This window comes from Candidatus Nitrotoga sp. 1052, assembly GCF_927312905.1.
GTDB lineage: Bacteria > Pseudomonadota > Gammaproteobacteria > Burkholderiales > Gallionellaceae > Nitrotoga.
In genome coordinates this window covers 11,549-37,097 of sequence record NZ_CAKMHQ010000063.1, presented here as the reverse complement: position 1 = coordinate 37,097, position 25,549 = coordinate 11,549, and the positions used below count along the sequence as shown (strand labels likewise).

General features: G+C 51.3%; 27 protein-coding genes, 2 tRNA genes and 1 pseudogene. 17 read left to right on the top strand and 13 right to left on the bottom strand.

Features of this window, described 5'->3' with window-relative positions; translation table 11 throughout:
• Positions 1–47: 47 nt before the first annotated feature.
• Positions 48–584: a DNA oxidative demethylase AlkB gene (alkB, locus tag MJ768_RS12585; protein WP_256449865.1), complete on the top strand. Its 537-nt coding sequence runs from the start codon at positions 48–50 to the stop codon at positions 582–584.
• Positions 584–1,249 carry a DNA-3-methyladenine glycosylase family protein gene (locus tag MJ768_RS12580; protein WP_239292229.1) on the top strand — a complete coding sequence of 222 codons (666 nt, stop codon included), beginning with the start codon at positions 584–586 and terminating at the stop codon, positions 1,247–1,249. Before alkB ends, MJ768_RS12580 begins: the two co-directional genes overlap by 1 nt.
• Before the next feature lie 101 nt (positions 1,250–1,350).
• On the opposite strand, the gene cysG is transcribed toward MJ768_RS12580, so the two are convergent.
• The gene (gene cysG, locus MJ768_RS12575; protein ID WP_239292225.1) at positions 1,351–2,730 is read right to left on the bottom strand and encodes a siroheme synthase CysG; all 1,380 of its coding nucleotides are present in this window, start codon (positions 2,728–2,730) and stop codon (positions 1,351–1,353) included.
• Between cysG and MJ768_RS12570 the strand changes: the two genes are divergently transcribed.
• Positions 2,729–2,911, top strand: a complete 183-nt coding sequence (locus MJ768_RS12570) for a hypothetical protein (protein ID WP_239292223.1) — start codon at positions 2,729–2,731, stop codon at positions 2,909–2,911. The genes cysG and MJ768_RS12570 overlap by 2 nt on opposite strands.
• Positions 2,912–3,417: 506 nt before the next feature.
• Here MJ768_RS12570 and MJ768_RS12565 read toward each other — a convergent pair.
• Positions 3,418–3,502: transfer RNA gene (locus MJ768_RS12565), tRNA-Leu, on the bottom strand.
• A gap of 61 nt (positions 3,503–3,563) precedes the next feature.
• On the opposite strand from MJ768_RS12565, the gene rnr reads away from it, so the two are divergent.
• Both rnr and rlmB read left to right on the top strand, forming a co-directional pair.
• Positions 3,564–5,798 carry a ribonuclease R gene (gene rnr, locus MJ768_RS12560; protein WP_239292221.1) on the top strand — a complete coding sequence of 745 codons (2,235 nt, stop codon included), beginning with the start codon at positions 3,564–3,566 and terminating at the stop codon, positions 5,796–5,798.
• Positions 5,791–6,528: a 23S rRNA (guanosine(2251)-2'-O)-methyltransferase RlmB gene (gene rlmB / locus MJ768_RS12555; RefSeq protein ID WP_239292220.1), complete on the top strand. Its 738-nt coding sequence runs from the start codon at positions 5,791–5,793 to the stop codon at positions 6,526–6,528. The genes rnr and rlmB overlap by 8 nt, the downstream gene beginning before the upstream one ends.
• Positions 6,529–6,611: 83 nt before the next feature.
• Here the strand turns inward: rlmB and MJ768_RS12550 are convergent, their stop codons facing one another.
• The 4 genes from MJ768_RS12550 to MJ768_RS12535 form a co-directional block, all read right to left on the bottom strand.
• On the bottom strand, positions 6,612–8,600 hold the full coding sequence (locus MJ768_RS12550) for a UvrD-helicase domain-containing protein (RefSeq protein WP_239292219.1): 1,989 nt from the start codon (positions 8,598–8,600) through the stop codon (positions 6,612–6,614).
• Between the two features lie 134 nt (positions 8,601–8,734).
• Complete coding sequence (locus MJ768_RS12545) at positions 8,735–9,646, bottom strand: hypothetical protein (RefSeq protein WP_239292218.1); 912 nt, start codon at positions 9,644–9,646, stop codon at positions 8,735–8,737.
• 3 nt (positions 9,647–9,649) lie between these two features.
• Positions 9,650–9,787, bottom strand: a complete 138-nt coding sequence (locus MJ768_RS12540; RefSeq protein ID WP_239292217.1) for a hypothetical protein — start codon at positions 9,785–9,787, stop codon at positions 9,650–9,652.
• A gap of 91 nt (positions 9,788–9,878) precedes the next feature.
• Positions 9,879–9,970: transfer RNA gene (locus MJ768_RS12535), tRNA-OTHER, on the bottom strand.
• 140 nt (positions 9,971–10,110) lie between these two features.
• Between MJ768_RS12535 and MJ768_RS12530 the strand changes: the two genes are divergently transcribed.
• Complete coding sequence (locus MJ768_RS12530; protein WP_445083001.1) at positions 10,111–10,278, top strand: Arm DNA-binding domain-containing protein; 168 nt, start codon at positions 10,111–10,113, stop codon at positions 10,276–10,278.
• A 1-nt stretch (position 10,279) separates the two neighbouring features.
• The gene (locus MJ768_RS12525; protein WP_445083000.1) at positions 10,280–10,789 is read left to right on the top strand and encodes a DUF3363 domain-containing protein; all 510 of its coding nucleotides are present in this window, start codon (positions 10,280–10,282) and stop codon (positions 10,787–10,789) included.
• Positions 10,790–11,317: 528 nt separating this feature from the next.
• Here MJ768_RS12525 and MJ768_RS12520 read toward each other — a convergent pair.
• Genes MJ768_RS12520 through MJ768_RS12500 form a run of 5 tightly spaced genes read right to left on the bottom strand, consistent with a single transcriptional unit; the run spans position 11,318 to position 13,843 of the window.
• On the bottom strand, positions 11,318–11,548 hold the full coding sequence (locus MJ768_RS12520) for a hypothetical protein (RefSeq protein ID WP_239292216.1): 231 nt from the start codon (positions 11,546–11,548) through the stop codon (positions 11,318–11,320).
• A 40-nt stretch (positions 11,549–11,588) separates the two neighbouring features.
• Entirely contained in the window at positions 11,589–11,921 is a 333-nt protein-coding gene (locus MJ768_RS12515; RefSeq protein WP_239292215.1) for a hypothetical protein, read from the bottom strand.
• Positions 11,914–12,204 (bottom strand): hypothetical protein, encoded by a 291-nt coding sequence (locus MJ768_RS12510; RefSeq protein ID WP_239292214.1) that lies wholly within the window; start codon positions 12,202–12,204, stop codon positions 11,914–11,916. The genes MJ768_RS12515 and MJ768_RS12510 overlap by 8 nt, the downstream gene beginning before the upstream one ends.
• Positions 12,159–12,887: a tyrosine-type recombinase/integrase gene (locus MJ768_RS12505; RefSeq protein WP_239292213.1), complete on the bottom strand. Its 729-nt coding sequence runs from the start codon at positions 12,885–12,887 to the stop codon at positions 12,159–12,161. Before MJ768_RS12505 ends, MJ768_RS12510 begins: the two co-directional genes overlap by 46 nt.
• The gene (locus tag MJ768_RS12500; protein ID WP_239292211.1) at positions 12,884–13,843 is read right to left on the bottom strand and encodes a tyrosine-type recombinase/integrase; all 960 of its coding nucleotides are present in this window, start codon (positions 13,841–13,843) and stop codon (positions 12,884–12,886) included. The genes MJ768_RS12505 and MJ768_RS12500 overlap by 4 nt, the downstream gene beginning before the upstream one ends.
• A 329-nt stretch (positions 13,844–14,172) precedes the next feature.
• Between MJ768_RS12500 and MJ768_RS12495 the strand changes: the two genes are divergently transcribed.
• Positions 14,173–15,444: a mechanosensitive ion channel family protein gene (locus MJ768_RS12495; RefSeq protein WP_239292209.1), complete on the top strand. Its 1,272-nt coding sequence runs from the start codon at positions 14,173–14,175 to the stop codon at positions 15,442–15,444.
• Between the two features lie 15 nt (positions 15,445–15,459).
• Here MJ768_RS12495 and MJ768_RS12490 read toward each other — a convergent pair.
• Positions 15,460–15,940: pseudogene (locus MJ768_RS12490) on the bottom strand (IS1 family transposase); the annotation flags it as partial.
• 104 nt (positions 15,941–16,044) lie between these two features.
• Between MJ768_RS12490 and MJ768_RS12485 the strand changes: the two are divergent.
• On the top strand, positions 16,045–17,100 hold the full coding sequence (locus tag MJ768_RS12485; RefSeq protein ID WP_239292207.1) for a P63C domain-containing protein: 1,056 nt from the start codon (positions 16,045–16,047) through the stop codon (positions 17,098–17,100).
• Here the strand turns inward: MJ768_RS12485 and MJ768_RS12480 are convergent.
• Positions 17,089–17,259 carry a hypothetical protein gene (locus MJ768_RS12480; RefSeq protein WP_239292205.1) on the bottom strand — a complete coding sequence of 57 codons (171 nt, stop codon included), beginning with the start codon at positions 17,257–17,259 and terminating at the stop codon, positions 17,089–17,091. The two genes, MJ768_RS12485 and MJ768_RS12480, sit on opposite strands and share 12 nt — an antisense overlap.
• A 288-nt stretch (positions 17,260–17,547) precedes the next feature.
• On the opposite strand from MJ768_RS12480, the gene MJ768_RS12475 reads away from it, so the two are divergent.
• The 8 genes from MJ768_RS12475 (at position 17,548) to MJ768_RS12440 (ending at position 25,223) form a co-directional block, all read left to right on the top strand.
• A complete protein-coding gene (locus MJ768_RS12475) occupies positions 17,548–19,335 on the top strand; it encodes an NADH-ubiquinone oxidoreductase-F iron-sulfur binding region domain-containing protein (protein ID WP_239292203.1) in 1,788 nt (595 codons plus the stop codon).
• A 10-nt stretch (positions 19,336–19,345) separates the two neighbouring features.
• Entirely contained in the window at positions 19,346–20,173 is an 828-nt protein-coding gene (locus tag MJ768_RS12470; protein ID WP_239292201.1) for a 2Fe-2S iron-sulfur cluster-binding protein, read from the top strand.
• A complete protein-coding gene (locus tag MJ768_RS12465; RefSeq protein ID WP_239292200.1) occupies positions 20,166–20,702 on the top strand; it encodes an NADP oxidoreductase in 537 nt (178 codons plus the stop codon). The genes MJ768_RS12470 and MJ768_RS12465 overlap by 8 nt, the downstream gene beginning before the upstream one ends.
• 12 nt (positions 20,703–20,714) lie before the next feature.
• The gene (locus MJ768_RS12460) at positions 20,715–22,214 is read left to right on the top strand and encodes a Ni/Fe hydrogenase subunit alpha (RefSeq protein ID WP_239292199.1); all 1,500 of its coding nucleotides are present in this window, start codon (positions 20,715–20,717) and stop codon (positions 22,212–22,214) included.
• Between the two features lie 5 nt (positions 22,215–22,219).
• On the top strand, positions 22,220–22,711 hold the full coding sequence (locus MJ768_RS12455; RefSeq protein WP_239292198.1) for a hydrogenase maturation protease: 492 nt from the start codon (positions 22,220–22,222) through the stop codon (positions 22,709–22,711).
• A gap of 128 nt (positions 22,712–22,839) precedes the next feature.
• The gene (hypA, locus tag MJ768_RS12450) at positions 22,840–23,181 is read left to right on the top strand and encodes a hydrogenase maturation nickel metallochaperone HypA (protein WP_239292197.1); all 342 of its coding nucleotides are present in this window, start codon (positions 22,840–22,842) and stop codon (positions 23,179–23,181) included.
• A 36-nt stretch (positions 23,182–23,217) separates the two neighbouring features.
• Positions 23,218–24,123 carry a hydrogenase nickel incorporation protein HypB gene (hypB, locus tag MJ768_RS12445; RefSeq protein ID WP_239292196.1) on the top strand — a complete coding sequence of 302 codons (906 nt, stop codon included), beginning with the start codon at positions 23,218–23,220 and terminating at the stop codon, positions 24,121–24,123.
• Entirely contained in the window at positions 24,057–25,223 is a 1,167-nt protein-coding gene (locus MJ768_RS12440; RefSeq protein WP_239292195.1) for a Kae1-like domain-containing protein, read from the top strand. The genes hypB and MJ768_RS12440 overlap by 67 nt, the downstream gene beginning before the upstream one ends.
• Positions 25,224–25,549: the final 326 nt, after the last annotated feature.

Sequence of the window (25,549 nt, the reverse complement as noted above, 5' to 3'; positions counted from 1 at the left end):
CCCGGCAATACCAGGTGGCTGGCAGAATTAACGGGTAGCCCGACAGGCTGCTAGAAAAGGTTGTTGCTCAATCGCCATTGCGTCACATGATTACCCCAGGAGGTTTTCGGATGTCGGTGGCAATGAGTAATTGCGGTCAGGTCGGTTGGATAACAGATCGTAGCGGATATCGCTATGATGCTGTCGATCCAGAAACTGGACGTCCATGGCCAGCTTTGCCTGAAATATTCATAGACATGGCGAAGAGGGCAGCGATGCGTGCCGGGTATGAAAATTTCTTGCCTGATGCCTGCTTGATTAACCATTACGAACCAGGCGCTCGGCTATCCCTGCATCAGGATAAGAATGAGCTCGACGAGTCTGCCCCGATTGTCTCAGTTTCCCTAGGTTTACCTGCGGTGTTTTTGTTCGGTGGAGTAAGTCGCACCATTCGACCGAAGCGCTATCAACTTGTACATGGTGATGTAGCAGTTTGGGGTGGGCCCGCCAGATTTAATTTTCACGGCATTGCGCCACTTTTGGATGGATATCATCCTATCCTAGGCCGCAAGCGTATCAATCTGACATTCAGGAAGGCTTTGTGATGGTGGCAGCAGGTACTGCCGATACGATTGTTGATCCATTTGGCCCCGCAGTTGCGCATCTGGCAGCTTCAGATCCCGATTGGACAAGTTTAATTGCTCGCGTCGGCCGATGTGGATTGCAGCCAAAACCGGAACGTGAACCCTATGAGGCGTTGGTTCGGGCAGTTGCCTATCAGCAACTCCACGCGCGAGCCGCCGAAGCAATACTTAAACGATTTTTAGAACTTTATCCGGACGTATCCTTTCCGTCGCCGGCAAGTGTTCTTGCGACCGACGAAGACATGCTGCGCGCCTGTGGTTTCTCTGCTGCGAAGGTAATGACAATTCGTGGAATCGCGGAAGGGACTCTGGATGGGGTTGTCCCAGCCAGAAGTGTAGCGTTGGCAATGACGGATGAGGAATTGATCTCACGGTTGGTTTCGCTGCGCGGTATTGGCCGCTGGACGGTAGAGATGCTTCTTATTTTCACGCTGGAACGTCCTGATGTTTTGCCTACTGACGATTTTGGCGTGCGTGAGGGTTGGCGGGTGATGAAGTCACTGTCCAAGCAGCCCTTGCCCAAGGAACTGTCCAAAATTGGGCTGGCATGGAGTCCTTATCGCTCAACCGCTACTTGGTATTTGTGGCAAGCAGCAGAGGAATTTAAGCGCTTGAAATCCAAATAGCTTATCAAACAACAATAATATTATATAAATAATATTATTGTTGTTTTACATAAACTTATAATTGTTTGTTAAAGTTTAATGCACGAATATATGTATCTTTTTTAAGTTTTATCAGGCTTAAACCAGGAGAGTTTCTCTCTGAGTGTTACCACGCCACCTATGATGATTAAAGTAGGGGCTTTAAGCTTTGCAGCCTCTGCAACTTTTGGTAATGTAGCTAAAGTTCCGCAAACTACACGCTGATTTTGTGTTGTTCCTTGTTGCACAATGGCGGCAGGGGTGGATTCCGGCAAGCCATGCGCTATTAGTTTGGAGCATAGTATTTCGAGACCATGCAGGCCCATGTAAACCACAATGGTCTGATTGGGACGTGCCAGCATTTCCCAATCGAGGTTCATGCCACCATCTTTCAGATGGCCGGTTACGAAAATACAGGACTGCGCATGATCTCTGTGCGTGAGCGGTATCCCGGCATAGGCTGCAACACCGGATGCAGCGGTGATACCCGGTACAACCTGAAAATTTATTTTGTGCTCTGATAGCGTCTCGATTTCTTCCCCGCCACGGCCGAAAATGAAGGGATCGCCACCCTTGAGCCTCAAGACCCGTTTCCCTTCTTTTGCTAGTCTTACCAAAAGATCGTTTATGCTTTCTTGCGGCATCGTGTGGCGACCGCGCATCTTGCCGACAAATATTCTTTCTGCATCGCGTCGCGTCATTTCCAGCACCGGCTTGGAAACAAGGTTGTCATAAAGCACAACATCTGCCTTTTGCATCAGCCGTAATGCTCTGAAGGTGAGCAAATCGGGGGCGCCTGGACCTGCACCTACCAAGAATACTTCACCGACTGAGCCATGATTATTGTCTTTTAGCATAGCCAGTAGCATGGCTTCGGCAGATTTGTCGTTGCCCGAAAAAACTTTCTCAGCAATTGGACTTTCCAGCACGTTCTCCCAGAATATCCGACGCTTACCAGAATTGCTGATATGCGTTTTGACCGCTTGCCTGAACTTCGCGGCGAAGGCAGCTAGCCGGCCATATCCTGGTGGTATTAGCGTTTCTAGTTTGCCTCGTAAAATCCTTGCCAGAACGGGGGATGCCCCTCCGGTCGAAAAAGCTACCATGAGGGGAGAGCGATCCAGTATTGCGGGCATAATGAAGGTGCAGAGATCGGGGTTGTCGACCACGTTGACGGGTATGTTTCTTTTTTTTGCTTCGTTCGATATTTCTTCGTTGGTCTCGATTTCATCTGTGGCGGCAATGACAAGTGCAATGCCATTCAGATGTACAGCTTGAAACCGATCTGGAACATATTCGATATTTGGAATATTTTTAAAAGCCTCGCACAATTCTGGCGATACTATCTTTACTAATGCGCCCGCTTGCATCAGCACGGAAGCTTTTCTAAAGGAAACTTCACCACCTCCCACAACGAGGCATTTTTTTTCTTTGAGGTTTAGAAAAATGGGAAAAAAATCCATGTCAAGCTTTGTTCCTGTCCAAAATATGGTTGTTCTTCTGCCCCAGACAAAAATTCTTGCAAACCCCACATCGCTGGGACATCCTGGAAAGCAAATAAATATTCCACTTTCGCAGGTCGTTCAGGGACGACTATTTATTCTTTCAGCGATCAAAAAAATTAATGTTTTGCCATTTCACTAATGGAATTGGCGTCTTTTCACAAGACATTAAGCTTTCCTGCTATCATTGATAACAATAGAATTTAGCTGTAGCTTAGTCTTTTAGTTGAATTTTATATTTTTGTATATCGAAACTTGCGCTGGATTTTTTTGTTCTGCAAGACTTTATTCTGACGGGTTAATTGCTACCCGTCTCTTCATATTGTTATCTATCGAACAAAGTTTTGCATATCATGACGCAAAATTTATGAAAACAAATACCATTTCTTAACTTAATGTATTTAAGGATGATATTTAAATTTAATTTAAAATACTTTATGACACTTTGTGTCAAATTACCGGGAACTTTATTGTAATTATCGAATTTGATCAAAAATGTTGCGAGGGCGTTGCATTATGCAAATGCCTGTAATGCACTCTGGAGAATTTCTGAAAAAAATCAATTACACTAGCTAATATGAAAATAAATGAAAAAATGCCCCAATGGGCACTTTGTAACATGATGAATAATAGTGATAATTTATTTTATGGTGCCCAGAAGAGGACTCGAACCTCCACACCTTGCGGCACACGGACCTGAACCGTGCGCGTCTACCAATTCCGCCATCTGGGCAATAAAATAAAACTTTGCTTCTTGAGGGCGCACAAGTTAATCGTTATAGGATTTTCTGTCAATGACAAATAAGAAAAAAAACATCCGTGAGCTCGATCCATTCCTGGATCGAGAGCGTGAGCAGTATGATCACCCACTACCCAGCCGTGAGTACATTCTGCAATTACTGGAAAAGCAAGGCGTGCCGGTTGCTGAAGAAGAGTTGTGCCACATATTGCACATTGACGAACACGAGGCTGAACTGTTCACGCGCCGCCTGCGCGCCATGGAGCGCGATGGTCAGATAATGCGTAATCGCAAGCGGGCAATCTGCGTAATGGACAAACTTGACCTGATTAAGGGCAAGGTACAAGGCCATCCCGATGGATTTGGTTTTTTGATTCCTGATGATGGCAGCGCCGATCTGGTATTGAGTGCCAAGGAAATGCATAAAGCATTGCATGGCGATACTGTCGTGGTACGTGAAACGGGCACCGACCGGCGCGGGCGCCGCGAGGCCAGCATAGTGGAAGTACTGGAGCGCGCCACCCAGCGTTTGGTCGGGCGGTTGTATGAGGAGCATGGCATTCAATTCGTGGTAGCGGAAAATCGTCGCATTAGTCAGGATATCCTTGTTGCTCCAGGTGAGCACATCGGGGCAAAGGCGGGGCAGGTGGTGATGCTGGAAATTCTGCAGCAACCCAGCAAAAATGCACAACCCATAGGCCGCATCGTGCAGATTTTGGGCAATTATGCCGATCCTGGCATGGAAATTGAAATTGCGTTGCGCAAGCATGATCTGCCGTATGAGTTTCCAGCCGACACAAAACACCAAGCTGAACAAATCGCGCCCCAGGTGCTACCGGAAGATTATGCAGGGCGCGAAGATTTACGTCAGTTGCCGCTTGTTACCATAGACGGCGAGACTGCGCGGGATTTTGATGATGCGGTGTATTGCGAGCCGCATGCCAATGGCTTCCGCCTGGTGGTGGCAATTGCCGATGTAAGTCATTACGTAAAGTCCGGCGATGCGCTGGATAAGGAAGCTTTGAATCGAGGTAACTCGGTATATTTCCCTCGCCGCGTTATTCCAATGTTGCCGGAAGAGCTTTCCAACGGCCTTTGTTCGCTTAATCCTGATGTCGAACGCCTGTGCATGGTGTGTGATATGCAGATCAGCGCTCAAGGCAATATTGAAGCTTACCGCTTCTATCCGTCGGTTATGTTCTCGCAGGCGCGACTGACCTACAACCAGGTAGCTGATATGCTGGTTCACCCGCAAGGTGAAATGGCACAAAAATTTGCTTCTGTGCTGCCGCAAATTAATCATTTGCATACCTTATTCAAGACCTTGCTGCAAGCCCGCGAGAAGCGTGGTGCGATTGACTTTGAGACCATAGAAACACAGATGATGTTTACTGATCAGGGCAAGATTGAGCGCATCGTACCTTTGGTACGTAATGATGCGCACCGCCTGATCGAGGAATGCATGCTGGCGGCCAATGTCTGTACCGCCAATTTCCTCAATGAACGCAAGCATCCGGTGTTATACCGTGTGCATGAAGGCCCTACACCTGAAAAATTGGAAGCAGTGCGCGAGTTCTTTAAGGAATTCGGCCTGGAACTTGGAGGTGGCGACAAACCTGAGGCTGGCGATTACGCCAAGCTGCTCAAGCAGGTCAAGGGGCGACCTGACGCAGCCTTATTGCAAACAGTGATGTTACGTTCATTGCGCCAAGCGCGTTATTGCCCGGAAAATGCTGGTCATTTCGGTCTCGGCTACGATGCTTATACACACTTTACCTCGCCCATTCGCCGTTATCCCGACCTGCTGGTGCACCGCGCTATTAAGGCTGTGCTAAATGACAAACAATACAAACCAAAAGAGAAGTGGGAAGAGCTGGGCATACATTGTTCCATGACAGAGCGCCGGGCTGACGATGCCACGCGTGATGTTGAAGCGTGGCTGAAATGCTTCTACATGCGGGATCATCTCGGCAGCAGCTTCGAAGGCACCATATCTTCAGTGACTGGCTTCGGCCTGTTCGTCGCGCTAGACGACCTTTTCATCGAAGGGTTGGTGCATGTATCTGAACTCGGCGCGGATTATTTTCATTTCGATGCGGCCAAGCACCAGATGCTAGGTGAGCGCTCCGGCAAGCGTTATCGCCTGGGGGATCGCGTGCGCGTCAAAGTCGTGAGAGTGGATATGGAAAGTACCAAGCTCGACTTCGTGTTGGATCTGCCAGCTGGGGAAGCGCCAGCTAAGGACGCGAAAATTAAGAAACCAAAAAAAACCAAACTACGTCATGGCTGAAACTCGTGTAATTCATGGCTTTCATGCCGTCACCGCGCGCATTCGCCAGCAGGCGGACAGCGTGCTGGAACTTTATGTAGATACCCAACGTCGTGATCCACGTGCTCGTGATCTGTTGAAGCTGGCGGAAAGTAACAACGTGCGGGTGGTCCCAGTGGATACCAAACGTCTCGACGGCATGGCTGGCAATGCTCGTCATCAAGGGGTCGCTGCTAGAGTAGATGCCGCGCAAAAGGTGCGGCATCTGGACGATGTGCTGGACACCCTCACCGAACCCGCGTTATTACTAGTGCTGGACGGTGTACAAGATCCGCATAACCTGGGTGCTTGCTTGCGCAGTGCCGATGCTTTCGGCATAAATGCCGTCATTGCTCCCAAAGATCGCGCCGTTGGCCTGAATGCGACCGTGGAAAAGGTTGCCTGCGGCGCGGCGGAAACTGTTCCCTATATTACCGTCACCAACCTTGCGCGTACCCTGCGCGAGCTACAGGAACGCGATATCTGGGTAGTCGGTGCAGATAGCGAGGCCAATACTGACCTGTATGGATTCCGGCATGCCGGCGCATTGGCCTGGGTGCTGGGGGCGGAAGGAGAAGGCCTACGTCGACTTACCAAAGAAACCTGCGACCAGCTGGTGCGTATCCCGATGCTGGGCAGCGTGGAAAGCCTGAATGTATCTGTGAGCGCAGGGGTGTGTCTGTTTGAGTCGAGAAGACAACGGATGGGGTAAACGAAATAGCTTAACGTATTTCAACGATTACTGGAGCAATGCTTATTTAACTTTACGTTCTAAGCTTGACCATCCAATTTTCGTCAGCCTAACATCGCCTTCAGTCGCGCTAATTTCGCCATCCCCACATCTTTGCTTACTTCGGGTGTACTACCTGTTGGTAATACACCCGAATAGATTAGTTCATCTGCGGGCAATTCTTGCAAGAAGCGGCTTGCTTCGCATACCCGCCATTCTTTTCCGAGTTTGCGTTTGGTGCAATAGCTGATTTGCAGCGAGCGCTCTGCGCGAGTAATGCCCACGTACATCAGGCGACGTTCTTCCTCAATCTGTTCCGGTTGCTCGCTTTGGTGGTGCGGCAGGGTTCCCTCTTCCACGCCAACCATGAACACATGGCCGAATTCCAGGCCCTTGGCAGCATGCAGAGTTGATAATGAGACCGCATCCGCTTCTTCTTCGCGGGATTCGAGCAGGTTCATCAGCGCGATGGTTTGTGTCATCGCCACCAATGTTTTGTCGTCAGCTTCCGATTTGCGGTTGATCCAGCCGACAAAATCCGTAACATTCGCCCATTTGCTTTCCGCCTGACGCGGTTCGTGGCTGTCGAACAGCCATGCCTCGTAATCTATTGCGCTTATTAAATCTGCCATCACCGTCGCGCATTCCTCCTTGTCGGCACGCGCTTCCATGCGATTAATGAAATTGCAAAAGGTTAGCAACTCTTCGTGTTGTCGCGCAGGAAGTTGATGTGCCATGGCGCTCTCGAAAGCTGCTGCGAACAGGCTGATGTTGCGTGTTCCGGCATAGCCCGCAAGCTTCTCCAGTGTCTGGTTGCCAATACCTCGTTTAGGCGTGGTAATGGCGCGAATGAAGGCCGGATCATCATCCGTGTTTGCAATCAAGCGCAAATAGGCAGTGAGATCCTTGATCTCCGCGCGATCGAAGAAGGAGCTGCCGCCACTGACGGTATAAGGTACTTTCTGTCCACGCAGTTGTTCCTCAAAAGTACGCGATAAGTGATTGCTGCGATACAGGATGGCGTAGTCAGAAAAGCGTGTATTGTGTTCAAATTTATGGGCCAGCAAACGCATTACTACGGACTCTGCTTCGTTCTCGCCGTCCCTGGCTGCAAATATGCGGATAGGGTCGCCCGGCCCATGGTCGCTCCACAATTTTTTTTCGAATAGCTTGGTATTGTTGCGTATTAAATGATTGGCACAGGTCAAAATACGTTGCGAAGAGCGGTAATTTTGTTCCAGCTTGATGACGCGCAAATTCACGTGGTCATTTTGTAAGTTCTGTAAATTCGCAGTGCTTGCTCCGCGCCAGGCGTAAATCGCCTGATCATCGTCGCCCACTGCCGTCAGTGCTGCGCGACTGCCCGCCAGCAAGCGGGTCATTTGATACTGGCAATCATTGGTATCCTGATATTCGTCGATCAACAAATAACGAAAACGTTGCTGCCAGCGCAGCAGGGCTTCAGGAAAACCCTGAAATAAATCCACTGGCAAACGGATCAAATCATCAAAATCCATCGCCTGATAGGCGCGTAATGTTTCTTGATAACGCGCATAAAGTAATGCCGTGCGTTGATCTGCTTCGTTTTCAACCAGGCTTAATGCTTGTTCCGGCGAGATGAAAGAGGATTTCCACTTGGACATCACACTTTGTGCGATACGGATATCTTGCTTGTCCGGTGCACCTAACAGCTCACTAATGATCTTTGCTGTGTCAGCACTATCGAAGATGGAAAATTGTTTTTTGTAGCCGAGCAGACCAGCCTCCTCACGCAAGATTTGCATACCCAGCGCGTGGAAGGTGCTAATGGTTAAACCCTTGGTATTGCGCCCGGATAACAGCTTGCCCACGCGCTCACGCATTTCATTCGCAGCCTTGTTGGTGAAGGTGATTGCGGCGATGTTGCGCGGTGCATAACCGCATTGCTCAATCAGATAGGCAAGCTTATGAGTGATAACACGCGTTTTGCCGCTGCCTGCGCCAGCCAGCACCAACAGGGGGCCATCCAGATATTTAACTGCTTCGTATTGAGAGGGGTTGAGTTTACTCAGCATTAGGACACCTTTAAGGACACCTTTAAAAATCCAAATTTCATCCCCGCTGAAGCTGTGAAAAATGGACGTTTGCGGCAACGCTCAGAGATGAAAAAGATCAGATTAGGGGGAATGCTTTGATGGACTAAGCAAAACTACAACGGAAAGTCAGATTGTGCATTGAATGGAAATTTAGTCTTAACTAGTTCTACGATCGCAGCACCGATTTTATTTCCATGCTGCACCGTGAGTGCTTGTACTGTCATTTCCAATGCGTCATCGAGCACGCCCCACTTATCCATCCATGCTTGGGAGAGTGGCACGCCGGATGGCTTAAGCGCCGGAATAAGTCGATGTGCCATCCAGCAAACCTCGAAATATCGGTTCACAAACATAGCGAACTGCACCGCGTCGAACCGGGGTAGAGCAGGTTGCAGCTCAGTTCCTTTCATAAATCCCAGTGCAGCCGCAAGCGACAAATGGACGCCGTGGACTTCGGAATGGAATAGTGCATCCCAATTACTAAGTTCATCTTGTGTTTGCTGTGTCAGGCCACTCTCCTTTCCGGTCATTTTTTGGCACACGTCAAACTCTGTACGCTTGCGTAGCTCTTTCACTTGCGCAATATCAATTGGTTTGCCTGGAATCACACCATCAACGCTATAGAAGTCTGTAATCTTTTGTAGGGCAGCCGAAGACAGCACAAGGTCATTGAAAACATCCTGAAGTAGCGTGTAAGCTTGATAGGGATATCCGCATACCGCGATTCGATCAGCACCGCATAAAGATTTAAAACTGTGAATCAAGCGAGTGACGAAAATTTCATGGAGTTCGGAGAGTGGCTCCGTCACTTTAGGTCGGCAAGCCGGATTGATTAACTCGATCGTTTCAAGAAAAAAACACTTGAAGGCATCCGACAGGGCAAGATATACAGTGTACTGAAGAATTGCTCGCTGATGTTTTTGCTCTGCATCGGAAAGAAGACGAGCTCGACCATACAGGATGCCATCACTTTCCGAAATGGTATCAAGCTGCTTGACTAAATTTTCAAGAGATTGTGAGGTCATGGTCTATGCCGCCCCAGCAGTATTTCCAGATGATTGTGATCTTAGATTCACAGAGCTAACCGTAAGAGTGTCGCCGTTAATTTTGGCGATAGCCTTTAAAATCTGATCACTGCATTTAATTTCAATATCGAAATTATTCATTGACCCTCTCCGATTGCTTACATAGTGCTTACATGAGATGTAGCTGCAGTCGCTAACAAATTTGAAAAAACGCTGTAACTTATTGATTGTTTGGTGCCCGGGACCGGACTTGAACCGGTACAGAGATTTCTTCCCGACGGATTTTAAGCCGGATTATAGGCAATACACCGAAGTACGCCGGGCTACGACACAGCCCTCTTGAGCAGGTTTCCTCTCGAAGCATCGAGTCCCATCATACCACGGTGTTCGACCAAAATCGACCCGGTTCCCTTTCGCTTGGCTCCTAGCTGGCTCCTGGAAATCGGGTATTTCCAGGAGCATTCATGGCTAAGATCAAATTGACTAAAACGGCTGTTGACGTAGCGCAACCTCAATCCACTGACGTTGAACTACGCGATACCTTAGTGCCGGGCTTTCTATGCAAGGTCACCCCGGCAGGTCGTAAGGTCTTCATGATTCAGTATCGCACCAACACTGGCGAGCACCATTGAATTGCGTTCGCACCTGTCTATCGAACAGCAAGTATGCGCCCAAGGCGCAACATGGTTGGATCATCAAATGGTGGGCGACGCGAGGGAGCTGTCGCCACGAGGCTTCGGTGTCCAGGTGCGAGATGCATTGCAAGGCCGAATAGATTTCCTCGTCGAGCAGGGCTTGGCCGAGCGGCGCGGCCCGCGCGTGGTTTTAGTACGCAACTTGCTATCCACCTTGCGCGACCGGGAATTGGCGTCGGTAGGCAAAGTGATCCAGCATCAGACATGGGCTGGTCCACCGCCCACTGCGCGATGGCGAGCGCGCAAACGGCATCTACCGCCACTCAGTCCAGCTCGCCAGCGGTCGCTTCGCCATGCTGGACGACGGCATGGGTTTCAGTCTGGTGCCGTGGAGACCAGTGGTGGAACAGCGGCTTGGGCAGCAGGTAGCTGCTGTCGTCCGTGGGTCATCGGTCACCTGGGATATGGGGCGGCGGCAGCTTGGCCGGTAGGCGCAGGGCTATTGTGAAAGTGGTGGTCAACATAGCGCGATTGCCTATCCTACTTGGACGCCATCTCCGTTTCCTTACCGGCGCGGGGATTGAAAATCCTCGTGTCGATGGTTCGATTCCGCCTATTACAACATAATGATTCAAATACTTACAGTGATGCAGGTCTTTTATATTTTTATAGATTTGTAATTTGTAGCTGATTTGTAGCTGATTTGTAGCTGATTTGTAGCTGTGTTTCCGCAATACACTTGTTTCTCCATGACCCCAAGTACAGGTTTTTTCGTCAATCGCATTTACTTGATTTTTAGATTGATGCCCTGTTTGTTGACATATCTTCCAGGCGTTCACCCCGGATTTCGCAGCACTCGTGACCAATCCGGCGCGCAGGCTATGTCCGGAGAAGTTTTGTGGATCAAGTCCGATTGCCTCAGCACGTTGTTTCACAATCAGGGGACTGACTGGGCAGAAAGTCCCTGTCCCATGATTTGCCCGTAACGGTTGACGCGCCTGAAGAGCGCGCCACTCGTTATTCCAGAACAAGACTGTCAATCCGTGATGGTTTTGACAGGACAATATTTCCCTCGCATGAGAGGAATGGCGATGTCACGTCCTTGCCCTGTTTGATCTGTCTTGCGGCGCCACAGGTGAATGACAATTCCTTCATCGACAAAATGGACATCTTCCACCTGAATAGAAACCAGGTCGGAGCGACGAAACGCCCCTGCAAAGCCTGTGAGCAAAAACGCTTTGTCTCGCAGCCCGTTCGTGCCTTGCAACCCGTGCACCATTCCCTGTACATCGTGCAGCAGTGCCGGGTTAACCAGTCGGTTGTGCGCTGCCGACGGTTCGGCGAATTTCCAGTAATGTAGCCTTCACCCGTTCTGAATGCGCAGGAGATGGAAGACCCTTTATGGTATGTGCCCGCCCTATGGCAACAACTCGTCTGTTCAACGTTGCTATGGATAATTGCCTGGTATATACGGCAAGGTAATGGGGGGAAGCCCGACTGGCTGCTAGGAAGAGCACGAAGCCATCGCGATAGGCGGCGATGGTCTGCGCGCTGAGCGCACGCTGTTGAATCAGGTACTCGACAAAGTAGGCTTGGACGAGCGCGGCAAATGAAGGGGGTGTCTTTGTTTGCTTACTCATCGTTGCCCCCTGCAATATTGGCGAAACGCTCGAACTTCCCTCCGGCCAGAGCCATCAATTCCGGAACAGCCGAGAGATACCAGTAGGTGTAGAAGATCTCGGCGTGCCCCATGTAGGTCGATAGCGCCAGCATCATTTGGTCGATGTCGGTGCCATCGGCATGCCAGAGCAACATGCGCCGGACGGCAAAGGTATGGCGCAGATCATGTAGCCGTGGTGCTGCATGGGCCCCGCGATTTACCCAGCCCAAGCTGTCGCGCAGCGCATTGAAGACGCGATGCACCTGACGTTCCCCAAGCGGTTGCCCAAGTCGCTGACCACGACTGCCGATAAGGAACCGGTTGTCACTGTTGCTGGAACATGCTGTGCACGTTGTCGGCGGTAATGGCTCAATGCCGTGACGGTACTCGGATGCAGGGGCAACTGGCGAGACTTGGCGAATTTAGTCTGCCGGATGGTCAGCATCCCATGCTTGAGATCGACATCGGCATCACGCAAGTTAATCGCCTCAGAGACCCGCAGTCCGGTTGATACCATCAGGGCAAACAAAGTCTCGAAGGTCATCGGGCGCAAACTGCCGTGTGGCCCAAGCCGTCGAGCTGCCGCCAGCAGTTCGGTGATCTCATCTTCATGGTCAATATGCGGTGCCACGCGGCCAGGTTCCGATCCAAAGATCGATTCGTCTGGCACTTCGGTATCCGGCTCGAACTGTTTCAGATAACGGGCAAATGACCGCAATTTCCCCAGACGACGAACCCATGTTTCCGGCGAACCTTGCCCACCTTTGCCTTGACGTACCCAGTCGGTCATGAGTTCTACCGTCAGTGGCCCACGATGATGGTGTCTGGCCACATAGTAGGCAAACCCTGCCAGGAATGTGTCCCGTGATCGCAACACGAACCCAAGACGACGGCGTTCCGCAAGATAGTCGCCGATCCTTCTTTGCAAACTGATGTGCGCACTCATGATTTGCTCCCAGGCCACGGCAGCGCAACGGCAGACAGCTTCGGTGTGTCGAGCTTGGCGTAAATCAGAGTGGTGTTCAGCGACCGGTGGCGCAGCAGATCAGCGACTTCTTTGAGCGAACTGCCGCTTTCAACAAGGCGACACGCCAAGGTATGCCGAAATGCGTGTGCGCTGGAATGTGGCAAACCTACACGACGGCAAGCGCGCTTGATCACCTTCTGTATAGCAGCGGAGGTGATTGGGTAGTCTCGCCCTTCTTTTTGCCGGACGAAGATGGCAGGGTTCCGGGTGGAGGGTCGCTCGTGTTGCAGGTAATCGGCCAGTGCCTGACCCGTTTCCATCGGCAATGGCAGAATGTCCTGCCGCAGCGATATCGTCCCTCGCAGCATTACCGTGCCAGCACGCCAGTCAATATCGCCGATCATGATATAAGCGATTTCGCCAGCTCTCAATCCCATGTCCAATGCGCAACGCACAATCGCGTAACCACGTTTCTGTAAGCGCAGGTTGTCAGTGAAGGAGTTTAGCAGGCGCTCGACTTCTTCCGGCTTGAGGGCGCGCGGCAATGATGCCAGCTTCCAATGTACCGGGTTCGAGATAATGGCAGTCAGCTTTCCGACCTGATCACCACAGATGGCCCGATAACGAAAGTAGCTACGCAATGCAGATGCCAGTTGCGATGCGTTGGAAGGAGTACGGTGGGCATCCAACTGGCTGGCAAGGAAGCGCCGCACATCTTCTGCTCGCAATTCGGCAGTATCGACCAGATGCTTGGCGAATTTCTTATGCAGCAAACGCCCTACGATGCGAACCCGCTGTCGGCAGGTGCCTTCTGCCAACCCTCGCATGTCGCGCAGGTGCTCTTCGTAGCGGTGCAGTTCCTGTGTAATGTGATCCGTGTATGCAGCTGGTTCCCGTGTGCCTGACGCGGCACGGTGCGTAGTGGTGTGGGCCATAATAGTCTCCTGAAGTGGAGCTACCACTTCAGACTACCGCAGAAATTATGTCCAGCTTACAGTGGCATCACATACTGCTTTGCCGCTTAAATCCTACCTCTCAGCACAATCTGCTCCGAAACTTCACATAATCAAGAACTGTGCATAATCGGCCTTATGTGAATCTTCACATAAGGCCGAAAAGCGGTCATTCCCCCATGACATATCGGCCATCTGAAAATGGCACGTATCTGCCGGTCGCATAAGCCAGTTTTTGACCTATGTTGTTTAATTGCATCACTCCGAGCATGTTAAAATTCAAGCCGTTTATATGATACTGAATTCGGCTTATGTCCAGTTCTACCCGCAATCTGCTTATTGATTTTCTTTCCGACTTGGAGCAAACCGCCATTCTTTGGCAGATAGCTCTGCTGGCACTGAGCTTGGTACTTGCGTGGGGAATAAACCACTTGTTGTTGGGCCGACTTTCCAAGTCGGAATGGGTGTCGAAAATCGGTTTGGGTGGCATATCCCGAGTCGCTTTTCCGTTGATGGCGTTGTTGATGGTGCTGATCGGAAGAGCCGTACTCAAAAACTGGTACTCCATCAATATTCTGAATATTGTTGTGCCCCTCCTGTTTGCATTGATGCTGATTCGCCTTGTCGTATATATCATCCGCCAAGTCTTTGTTTCGAGGACTTGGCTTCAAGGCTCTGAACACTTCATTGCCATGACAATTTGGGTTGGGTTCGCCCTGTATCTCACCGGGTATCTCCCTGAAATCCTTGATGCAATGGATCACTTCGGCTTTCACATAGGCAGGCAGCGAGTTTCACTGCTCCTAATTCTGAGCGGCATTCTCTCAATTCTTGTCACCATGCTTGTGGCGATGTGGCTTGGACAGGCATTTGAACATAAGGTAATGGCCACAGAAAACCTGGACATGAATTTGCGCGTGGTGCTATCCAAGCTGATCCGTGCTTGTCTGGTCGTACTTGGTATTTTGATCGCGTTACCTTTGGCGGGCATCGACATTACAGTGCTTTCCGTATTCGGTGGGGCCTTGGGCGTAGGCATAGGTTTCGGTTTGCAGAAAATTGCCAGCAACTACGTTAGCGGATTCATTATCCTGCTGGACCGCTCTATCCATCCGGGCGATATCTTGACGGTGGATGGTCGTTTCGGCAAGGTTTCGCAATTAACCACCCGCTACTTGGTATTGGAAAATAATGATGGCACCGAAGCAATTATCCCAAACGAAATTTTGATCACATCCACGGTTATCAATCATTCCTTCACTAACCGCCAAATACGCGTCAGTATTCCTGTGCAAATCAGCTACCAGAGCGATCTGCACCTTGCTATGGAAATTATGAAACAGGCAGCAGAGAATCAAACCAGGGTACTGGCCGACCCTGAAACGAAAGTTTATCTCAAGTCTTTCAGTGACAACGGTATCGATTTGGAAATGGGCATCTGGATTAACGATCCTGAAGAGGGGCAACTCAACCTGCGCTCCGACATCAATATGGAAATTTGGCGTAAATTCCAGGCATCAGGCATAGAAATTCCCTATCCGCAGCGTGACATCCGCATTATTAGTGGACAACCCTCAGTCTGACATTTTTGGTTGCTCCAGTTGAGCGACATCTATATCACACCCAAAAGCGCCTTCTACAGCTTCTACATAAGCCTTCAAGCCGTCTGTTATTAGTTGCACACGTACAGAGCCAGCCGAGATGCTAAATCACCTATAAATGCTTCTGCATATTCTGCGGTACGCTTGCCAACCATAAAGGATGGAACCAATTTGTAACTGGATCAATTGCCGTCCAAGTCCACACATCACCAAACCCCAATACATCTTCATTCTCTGGCGCTACGTTCTTTTGCTTGCTGTAGCAGAAAGCCCATATTTCATCGCACTGAATGCGCTTGCACGTGAGATTGCGCATAACCTTATCTTGATACTCGCTATATGCCACACCTACATCTATAAGCAGTTTGGTCACGGTGTTGATTGAGCAATCGGCGATGCGTGATGTTGCGCGCATGGAGTTGCCTTCTACCAACAGATTTATTATCTGTGTACGTTTCTCTATTGGCAGAATATTCATAATGTTTACTCTCAATTATATTGTTTAATGATACTTGAAATTTGCCAGTATGCAAGTATAATACTTGCATACTGCTAATTCGCAGGTATTTATTGATAGTAATCATGACTGAAAAAAATAAAGCTGGTGGCATAGCAAGGGCAAAAAATTTGAGCGAAGAAAAACGAAAAGAGATTGCCAGCAAAGCGATTAAAACAAGATGGGAAAATGAAAAATCGAAGGAAACTCTACCCCATGTTATTTTGAGAAGGAATGATTTAAGGCTGGCGGATATAACCATTCCTTGTGCAATAGTGGAAGGGCTAAATGGGAGTGATCCCATTAGAGTGCTTACTGAGGCTGGGATATCAAATGCAATTTTAGGAGGAAGAAGCGGGGGTGCTATAAGGAAGAAAAGAGAGCTAAAAGAAGCCGGAGCCCCATTGCCCATTTTTCTAGTGCAACCACAGCTAAATCCTATATTGAACAGTATGTTAGATAGTGAGCCATTATTAAAGCCAATTCAATATGTTGATGGGAATAAGATCATGATTGGATATGACGCAAGAATTTTGCCGCTTGCATGTGATATTTGGCTACAAGCAAGGGAGAATGGATTATTGCAAGATCAGCAACAAGACAAAGCCAAAAAAGCTGAATTGTTAATGAGGGCGTTAGCCCATGTTGGAATTATTGCTCTCGTTGATGAAGCAACAGGATTTCAACATATAAGAGCAAAAGATGCATTAGCAAAAATCCTTGAGGCATTTGTTGCCAAAGAACTTCAGCCTTATGTAAAAAGATTTCCGTCTGAGTTTTACGAAGAAATTTTTAGGCTAAGAGGTCTTAATTACCCGACCGGAACAGTTAAAAGACCGCAATATTTCGGTCACATAACAAATGACATTATTTATCGCAGGCTGGCACCTGGGGTTTGGAAGGAATTAAAGGAAAAATCTTTAAAAGATGAAAAAGGCAGGCTTAAAAATAAACTTTTTCAAAGTCTAACGCCTGATGTTGGCGATCCAAGATTGCAAAAGGTAATTACTCAAGTGGTTACGATAATGCAGTTAAGTAACTCTTGGCATGATTTTAAAAATAAAGTAGACAAACTGGTTCCGGCTTACAATGAAACCATGCCTTTATTCGATGAGAACTCCGATAACGGTCTAGGGTTTTGATTTTTTAATTTCCTGCTTAGGATCCGGACAATTAAGCCGCTTATTCTCAGCGGCTTTCTTTTTATCGTCATTAATTAACTTGGGCTCGTCTCCAACAGCCTCATCAACAATGCGCTTGGCTAGCTGATTTAAGTATAAGTTTTTAGGTCGTTTATTCATGCCCGTAGGATAGCATTGATAAAAATACGTTCAACTTAGTTGAAATTCAAACTGAGACACTACCGGCGCTTGATGGAAAATCACGTCCACATATGTATTAGCGTACCATCGCCGATCAAGAAAAATCGCAGGACAGTTGAACAGCCGATCCATAAATAATTTATGGGGCTTGCCAATATTCGTTGCCGCGGATGAGGTGAATATCAATTGACCATATACGCAACCTGAGCGTATTCTTTAAACGGTAGAGTAAGAATGTGAGGTGCCATCTTGAGGAATGTTTCGGTCATGGATTCGGCGAACACGACAGGCTTGCTTCGCTCGGTTATCGCCGAAGCCTATGCTGAATCGCCTCACTTGTTGTACGTGTTGTATGCACTGCAACAGCAGTTCTTGCATATCTCCGAAGAAGCTGTTCGCGAAGTTGCCGCACATCTTGATCTGCCGTCCAGCCAGGTGGATGCGGTGGTCGAGTTTTATTCCTTTTTTCACAAAACCCCGCGCGGACGATACGATATTCTGTTCAGTAATTGCACCAGTTGTGGCTATATGGCCGGGGGCGTGGATCTGATGGCTATGCTCGGTCGGCGGCTGGACATCGTTGCCGGCAACACGCGTGGCGATGGGCTGGTCAGCATGGACCAGACTTCCTGCATCGGCATGTGCGACCATGGCGCGGCATTACTGGTTAACGGCATGCCGATCACCAGCCTGGATGACACCATGATAGACCGTATCGCCGCTCTGGTTGAGGCAGAGACGCCGCTGGAGGATTGGCCAGCCGGGTGGTTCCAGGTCGACGACAACATTCGTGTCAGCGGCCTGTTGCTCAAAGATGATCTTTTAGCGGGTATTTGTTTGCGTGCGATGCTCGCGCATGGCGCTGCAGACACGTTGAGCGAGATCATCCAGTCGGGTTTGCGCGGCCGGGGAGGTGCGGGATTCAGTACCGGCATGAAGTGGCAGTTCTGCCGCGAAGCGCAGGGTGCCGCGCACTACGTGGTATGCAATGCCGATGAAGGCGAGCCCGGCACATTCAAGGACCGTGTGCTATTGCACAGCCATGCAGATAGTTTGTTCGAGGGCATGACTGTGTGTGCCTTTGCTGTGGGGGCAAAACAGGGCTACCTCTATCTGCGCGGCGAGTACCGATACCTGCTGCCGCATCTGCAATCTGTATTGGCGCGCCGCCGCGAACTGGGTTTGCTGGGTGTCGACATCCTCGGTCAGCCTGGATTCAGTTTCGACATCGGCATCGTGGTGGGCGCAGGAGCCTACATCTGCGGCGAGGAATCGGCGCTGATAGAATCACTGGAAGGCAAACGCGGTATTCCGCGGGTGCGTCCACCATTCCCGGTGACACATGGCTATCTCGGTCAACCTACCGTTGTCAACAATGTCGAGACATTCATCGCCGCTGCCCATATTGTGCTGCGCGGCAGTGCCTGGTTCAGGGTAGTGGGTACCGAGAAGTCGGCTGGCAGCAAGATTTTGAGCATCAGTGGTGACTGTGCTGCACCGGGAATTTATGAATATCCGTTCGGTGTCACTATCCGGCAGGTGCTGGACGACTGCGGGGCTAAAGATGCACAGGCGGTACAAGTCGGCGGACCTTCCGGGACACTGATTGACAGTGCGGAATTCGATCGCAGACTTGGCTTCGATGATTTGTCCACGGGTGGTTCGCTAATGGTTTTTAGTCAGGCACGAGACCTGCTGGCGGTCATAGTCAATTTTGCGCACTTTTTCGCCCATGAGAGTTGCGGCTTTTGCACCCCGTGTCGGGTCGGTACCACGCTGCTCAAAAACGGGTTGGACAAGATCGCCGGCGGACACGGCACGCGATATGATCTGGATGAAATGCAGCACCTCGCCGCGCTGGTTAAATGCCGCTCGCATTGCGGACTGGGGCAGACCGCAGCGAACCCTATTCTGGATGGTTTGCAGCGTTTCCCGCAGGCGTTCGAGCAACGCTTGGTGCATCGCGATTTTGAGCCGCATTTCGATCTGGACGCAGCACTTGAGGAAGCGCGCCAGATCAGCCATCGGGATGATGCGGCAGCTCACATTGAATGAGAGTAGCAACATGAGCGCGGACACAAAACAAAACCCCATCACTCAAAATACCATCACGATAGACGGGCAGGAGATCCCGTTCCAGGCTGGGCAGACCATCATGGATGCGGCACTGGCAGCCGGTGTCTATATCCCGCATCTGTGCCACCGGCAGGGGCTCACGCCGCATGGCAGTTGCAAGCTTTGTGTAGTCGATATCGCCAGCAGAAGTGTGTCGTCCCACAACTCTGATCGCCGGTTGCAAGCAAAATTTCCAGCCGATGCCGACAGCAGGAGCGCATCGGCCTGCACCATGCCTGCCGTGGCCGGACAGCAGATCAGCAACAACACGCCCGCGCTGAACGAGGTGCGCAAGACGATCACGCAAATGTTGTTCATCGAAGGCAATCATATCTGCCCATCCTGCGAAAAGAGCGGTGACTGCACGCTGCAGGCAATGGCCTATCATCTGGGAATGCTGGACGGGCATTTTCCGCAGTTCTTCCAGCGCCGTGAAGTGGATGCCTCGCATCCGACCATCATGCTGGACCGCGACCGTTGCATACTGTGCGAGCTGTGCGTGCGCGCCAGCCGAGAAGTGGATGGCAAGAATGTGTTCGCGATTGCAGGACGTGGAATCAATGCGCATCTGATCGTGAACTCAGCGAGCGGCAAGCTGGTGGATAGCGATCTTGAAACCAGTGACTTGGCGGCACACATTTGTCCGGTAGGTGCGATCCTGATCAAGGAACACGGCTATGAAGTGCCAATCGGACAGCGCACCTTTGACCTGCACCAAGTCAGCGAGATTGGTTTGGAAAAAACCATCCTGACTAAAGTGAGGCAACCCGATGAGTAAAATCAGAATTGCCACCACTTCGCTGGCAGGTTGCTTTGGCTGCCATATGTCCTTCCTCGATATGGATGAACGACTGGTCGCCTTGCTGGAACATGTCGAGTTCAATCGCTCGCCGTTTACCGACATTAAGCATTGCGGTCCTTGCGATATCGGTCTGATCGAAGGCGGAGTATGTAACGTAGAAAATGTGCATGTGCTGCGCGAATTTCGCGAGAACTGCAAGATACTTATCGCGGTCGGAGCCTGCGCCATCAATGGCGGGGTGCCCGCCATGCGCAACCATTTCCATTTACGCGAATGTCTGGAAGAGGCTTATGTAAATGGAGTGGGCGTGGAAAATCCACAGATCCCGAATGATGTGGAACTGCCGCTGTTACTCGACAAAGTGCACCCTATTCATGATGTAGTGCGCGTCGATTACTACCTGCCTGGCTGTCCGCCGTCGGCCGATGAGTTCCTCAAGATACTGGGTGATCTGTTAGCGGGCAAAGAGCCTTCACTCCCCCAAAACCTCTTGCATTACGATTAACGGAACCTGGCTATGGAACAGAACGCTGGACCCCCATCCGATATTGGTCTCCCGCCCAATCTCAGGCGCGTTGCCATCGACCCCGTCTCCCGTGTTGAGGGGCATGGCAAGATCACGCTACTGCTTGGCGCGGACAACCATATTCATGAGGCACGTTTCCACATCGTCGAGTTTCGAGGTTTCGAAAAATTCATCCAGGGGCGGCCCTACTGGGAAGTGCCATTCATCGTTCAGCGGTTGTGCGGGATCTGTCCGGTCAGTCATCAACTGGCGGCGGCCAAGGCAGTGGATCAGCTGGTTGGCGTGGAGCGGCTCACGCCCACGGCCGAAAAGCTGCGCCGCCTGCTGCATTTCGGTCAGACCTTGCAATCGCATGCACTGCACTTTTTTCATTTGTCTTCCCCCGATTTGCTGTTCGGCTTCGGCAGCGACCCGGCGCAGCGCAACATCGTCGGCGTGCTGGAAAAATATCCCGATCTCGCGCTGAAAGGCGTGAAACTGCGCAAGTACGGGCAACAGATCATCGCGGCGATCACAGGCAAGCGCATCCACGGCACCGCCACCGTGCCGGGCGGCATGAACAAGCCGCTCACCGTCGCCGCACGCGATGCCTTGCTGGTCGATATCAAAAACATACTGGCCTGGAGCCAGGATGCGCTGGCCCTGAACGAGCAGATTCATACCGCACATCCCGAGCATTACTGCTTCGCCACTATTCGCAGCAACTTCCTGAGCGTGGTAGGTGGCGGTGGGGAGCTGGAGTTGTATCATGGCGGATTGCGCGCGCGTTCGGCGACGGGTGCGATGATTTTCGACCAGTTCGACTATCGCGGCTTTCAGGACATCCTGCGCGAAGAAGTGCGCCCATGGAGCTATATGAAATTCCCGTATTTAGTCGAGCTGGGCAAGGAGCAAGGCTGGTATCGTGTCGGTCCACTGGCGCGCGTGAACAACTGCGATTTCATTTCAACGCCTTTGGCGGAAGCTGCGCGCAAGCGCTTCAGGGAATTCGGCCGGGGCGGTTTGGTGCAAGACACGCTGGCCTATCACTGGGCGCGCATGATCGAAGCGCTGCATTGTGCTGAATCGATTCAGGAGTTGCTGCATGATCCAGATATCACCGGCACCGATCTGGTCGCAGATTTGGGCGAAAAGCGCAGTGCAGGGATCGGCGTGATCGAAGCGCCGCGCGGCACACTGTTCCATCATTATCAGATCGACGAGCAGGGGTTGATTGTTAAGGCCAATCTGATCGTCTCGACTACCAGCAACAATCAGGCGATGAACGAATCGGTGCGCTCGGTCGCCAATAAATACCTTGAAGGCCGCGAGATCACCGAAGGTTTGCTGAACCATCTGGAAGTCGCGGTGCGCGCCTACGATCCCTGCCTGTCCTGCGCCACTCATGCCTTGGGCAAGATGCCGTTGCAGGTGGAGTTGCTTGATGCTGACGGTGCGCTGCTTGATCGGCTGGTCAAGGGCAGCAATGGCGTGATCGAACGAACGGTCTAAGCGCCATGGTAAAGCTGCTGCTGTTCGGATACGGGAATCCCGGGCGCGGAGATGATGCTCTCGGCCCGGAGTTGATCGGGTGCATTGCGCAATTGCATCTCGCCGGTGTCGAGTGTCAGAATGACATGCAACTGCAAGTTGAGCATGTCACCGACCTGGCAGCCTGTGACCGGGTGTTGTTCATCGATGCCGATATGACCTGCGCGGAGCCTTGCGATTTTTCCGAAATTTCTGCCGAAAAAGATGGCAGCTATACCAGCCATGCAATGAGCCCGACGGCCTTGTTATACGCTTACCGGCAGGTGTACGGGAAGGATGCGCCACCGGCTTTTCTGTTGCGCATACGCGGCTACGATTTCGCGCTGGGTGACCCATTGACCGAACAAGCTGCAGCCAATCTGGATGCGGCAACAAGACTGGTTCATGAGCTGTGTATGGATGCAAGTCTGCAACGTTGGCGGCGGCACTTGGTGAACAAAGGAGACCCGGTTGCGTGAATTTATCATGGAGACGGATCATCTATTGATCTTAACTCCGTTCGGGCTGAGTTTGTCGAAGCCCATCCACCTTTCGACAGGTTCAAGGCGAACGGACTTCAAACATAATCTGGCCGTATCAATAAATTATGCATGAAATGTCGCTGGCCGAAAGCGTGCTGCAAATTATTGAGGATACAGCGCGCAAGCAAGGATACACGCGGGTCAAGACGGTGTGGCTGGAGATCGGTCAACTGGCTTGTGTAGAACAGGAGTCTCTGCGCTTTTGCTTCGATGTGGTGATGCGTGACAGCATTGCCCATCAGGCGCGGCTGGAAATCACCGAGACAGCGGGGCAGGGGCGTTGTGCGAAATGCTCGGTTGAAATGCCGATTGCCGCGCTTTATGAAGCCTGCCCAAAGTGCGGGAGCTACGAGATTCACGTAATCGGTGGCGACGAGATGCGGGTCAAAGAACTTGAAGTTGAATAGCAAGATTACTGTATAAGGCATTGAAAGGGTTTTGATATGTGTACAACATGCGGATGCGGAATCGGTCAGACGCTCATTGCAGGCCATGCGCTTAAACAGCCGCGCAAACCCGGTGAGGTTATGCGCTATCGGGTGCATGAGGTGGGTGCAGCACTCGCACATCCTCACACGCATCAACATGGTGTGTTGGATGGTGTGTTGAATGGAGTGCTGGACTTTGGCGCAGGCGCGGCAGGCACGCATGCGCCGGGCATCAGCCAATCCAGAATGATCAAGATCGAGCGCGACATCCTCGCCAAAAATAATGATTACGCCGCTGAGAACCGTGACTACTTTTCGACGCACGGCATTTTTGCGCTCAATCTGGTTTCCAGTCCCGGTTCAGGCAAGACCACCTTGCTGGTAAAAACCATCGCAGCCCTGCATGGCGCGCTGCCAATTGCGGTGATCGAAGGCGACCAGCAAACCGACAACGATGCAGCACGCATTCGTGCCGCCGGTGCACCAGCAGTGCAAATCAACACTGGCAAGGGCTGCCATCTGGATGCATACATGGTCGGTCAGGCCATGCAACCACTGCACTTGCAGGACCACAGTCTGCTGCTGATCGAGAACGTCGGCAATCTGGTTTGTCCGGCCAGCTTTGATCTGGGCGAGGCGCACAAGGTCGTAATTCTCTCGGTGACCGAAGGCGAAGACAAGCCGCTCAAATATCCCGACATGTTCCGCGCCGCCGATTTGATGTTGCTGAACAAATGCGATCTGTTACCGTATCTGGAATTCGATGCCGGGCTCGCTGTTGATTATGCGCGCCGCATTAACCCTAAATTGAAAGTGATCCGCATTTCCGCCAGCAGTGGCGAGGGAATGACGGAATGGCTGGACTGGATAGCAGTGGGTTGCCGCAATGTAGCGCACCGCAGAACCGAAAGTCCTGCTTGAATAAATCCATCGTCCTGCCAGTTTCCGGCCCACCGATATTGGCCTGCGGCGCGTGGCTGAAAAATACTATCTGCGTTACTCGCGGCAACGAGGCTTATGTCTCGCAGCTTATCGGCGATCTGGATACTGCCGAAGCGAGGCTGATGCTGGAGCAAAGTGTAACGGATTTGTGCGCAGACCTTGATGTTCAACCGGAAGTCGTAGCGCACGACCTGCACCCCGATTTTTTCAGTACACAATTTGCGCAATCCTACGCTGCTCAGCGCGGATTACCGATAGTGGCGGTGCAACATCACCATGCGCACATCGCCGCCCTTTGTGCTGAACATGGTGTTGTCCAGCCCGTGCTGGGATTGGCTCTGGATGGCGTGGGGCTGGGCACTGATGGCATGCCGTGGGGCGGCGAACTGTTGCGCGTGGAGGGAGCGGATTTCCAGCGCCTGGGGCATTTGGCTCCATTCGCCATGCCGGGCGGTGACCGTGCCGCGCGCGAGCCGTGGCGCATGGCGGCGGCGGTCTTGTTTCAGTTGGGGCGTGGCGACGAGATTGCGCAGCGTTTCCCCAATCAGCCGGGAACGAAGACGGTGGCGACCATGCTGCAAAGCGGCCTGAACTGTCCGGCCACCTCCAGTATGGGCAGATTGTTCGATGCCGCAGCAGGATTGCTGGGCGTGTGTGAGATTCAAACCTTTGAAGCACAAGCCGCGATGCTGTTGCAGGATTTGGCGGAGAGTCATGGCCAGAGTGCGCTGCTCGCCGAGGGCTACCGGATCACTGATAATCGCGTGCTGGATTTTTCGCCGTTACTCGCCGTGTTGAGCGATTGCCGCGACGCATCATATGGCGCGGCACTGTTCCATGCCACGCTAGCCGCAGGTTTGGCCGAGTGGGTGGAGCGTGCCGCTGGTGAGTACAGTATTGCCTATATCGCGTTGGGCGGCGGCTGCTTCCATAATGACATCTTGCTGCGCACCTTGTCTGACCGGCTTGATAAGTATGGGATGCAGGTGTTGACTGCGCAGCAGATGCAGCCCAACGACAGTGCAATTTCATTAGGTCAGGCGTGGGTTGCGCTGCAAACTATTAAACGAGGAATTTGAAAAACAAAGGCCAACTAAAGGGGCCAAAGCCCTTTAAATATTAATACTTTTTACCTGTGATGTTGGGCTTCATTATATTCAACCCAACCTATCGGGCTGAAAGGTGGCTAACGTAAAAGTAAGGGACTGCGCGAGGGTTTATTCGCGCAGTCCCTCTTGACTGCCGGGTTAGAGCGCGATTACCACTCACGGCGAAATTCACTTTCCACATCTCGTTTGATTGACAAGTACTCGCTAACTTGTGCATTAGCCCCCATAAGAATAATTGAGATTTTTCCAATGACCTCGCGAATATTGCGGAGATTAATGTGGCGGATACCAGGCAG